At 70.0% G+C, this 1,030-nt stretch carries 1 protein-coding gene; it reads left to right on the top strand.

The features are described 5' to 3' along the window. Positions 1-142: 142 nt before the first annotated feature. Positions 143-1,030 (top strand): IS5 family transposase (locus tag ACIBK3_RS46790; protein ID WP_399374782.1); only part of this gene is annotated, 888 nt, incomplete at its 3' end.

Genomic DNA, 1,030 nt, shown 5'->3' with positions numbered 1-1,030 from the left:
AGACGCCATCCGCTTATCGATCACGGGGCTGGCCTGGTCGAACAGGGTTCCTGATCGGGTGATCGCGCGAGAGCCGGCGCATGACAGCAGGGCCTCTTGGTAGTTCGGGGGTGCGAACCAAACCGATCACCAGGAGGCCCTGTTGCCGCAGTCTTTCGCGCTCGCGTGCGTGGCGTCCAACTCGCCGTCCCTGTCGTGTGACTGCCTCGCGCACAGGTTCGGCAACGCCGCCGACGGGCCGGAGCGCGTGCGGTGTTACGCCTCCGACATGACGGAGGCGGAGTGGCAGGTCATCCGGCCGTTGCTGCCCATTCCGGCATGGTTGGAGGGGCGGGGCGGGCGGCCGGAGGGCTACTGCCACCGCGTGATGCTGGACGCGGTGCGCTATGTGGCCGACAACGGCGTCAAGTGGGCCAACCTGCCCGCCGACTTCCCGCCGTATCGGCGCGTGCATGCCTTCGCCCGCCGCTGGCAGGTGACGGGTCTGCTCGCCGAGCTCCACGACCGGCTGCGCGACCGCGTGCGGGAGAAGGAGGGCCGCTTGCCCGATCCGACGGCCGCGATCGTGGACTCGCAGTCCGTGCGGGCAGCGGCGAACATCCCGCGCTCCACCTCCGGCTGGGACGGCGGGAAGAAGGTGGGCGGCCGCAAGCGGCACCTGGTGGTGGACTGCCTCGGCCTGGTCCTGGCGGTCGCGGTGACTGCGGCGAGCGTGCAGGACCGCGACGCCGCCGTCGGACTGTTGGAGCGGTTGCGCGGGCTGTACTTTTCCATCCGCCTGGTGTGGGCGGACGGCGGCTATGCCGGGCGGCTGGTCGACTGGGCGGCCGAGAAGCTCCACCTCGCGGTGGAGATCGTCAGACGCACTGACGACACGACGGGGTTCGTGGTGCTGCCGCGCAGGTGGGTGGTGGAAAGAACGCTGAGCTGGCTGATGCGCTCGCGTCGCCTGGTGCGTGACTACGAGACGCTGCCCGCCATGCACGAGGCCATGGTGCTGTGGTCGATGACCATGCTCATGAGCGGCCGC

Source organism: Streptomyces sp. NPDC050287, assembly GCF_044459385.1.
GTDB lineage: Bacteria > Actinomycetota > Actinomycetes > Streptomycetales > Streptomycetaceae > Streptomyces.
This window is presented reverse-complemented; position numbering and strand designations above follow the sequence as displayed.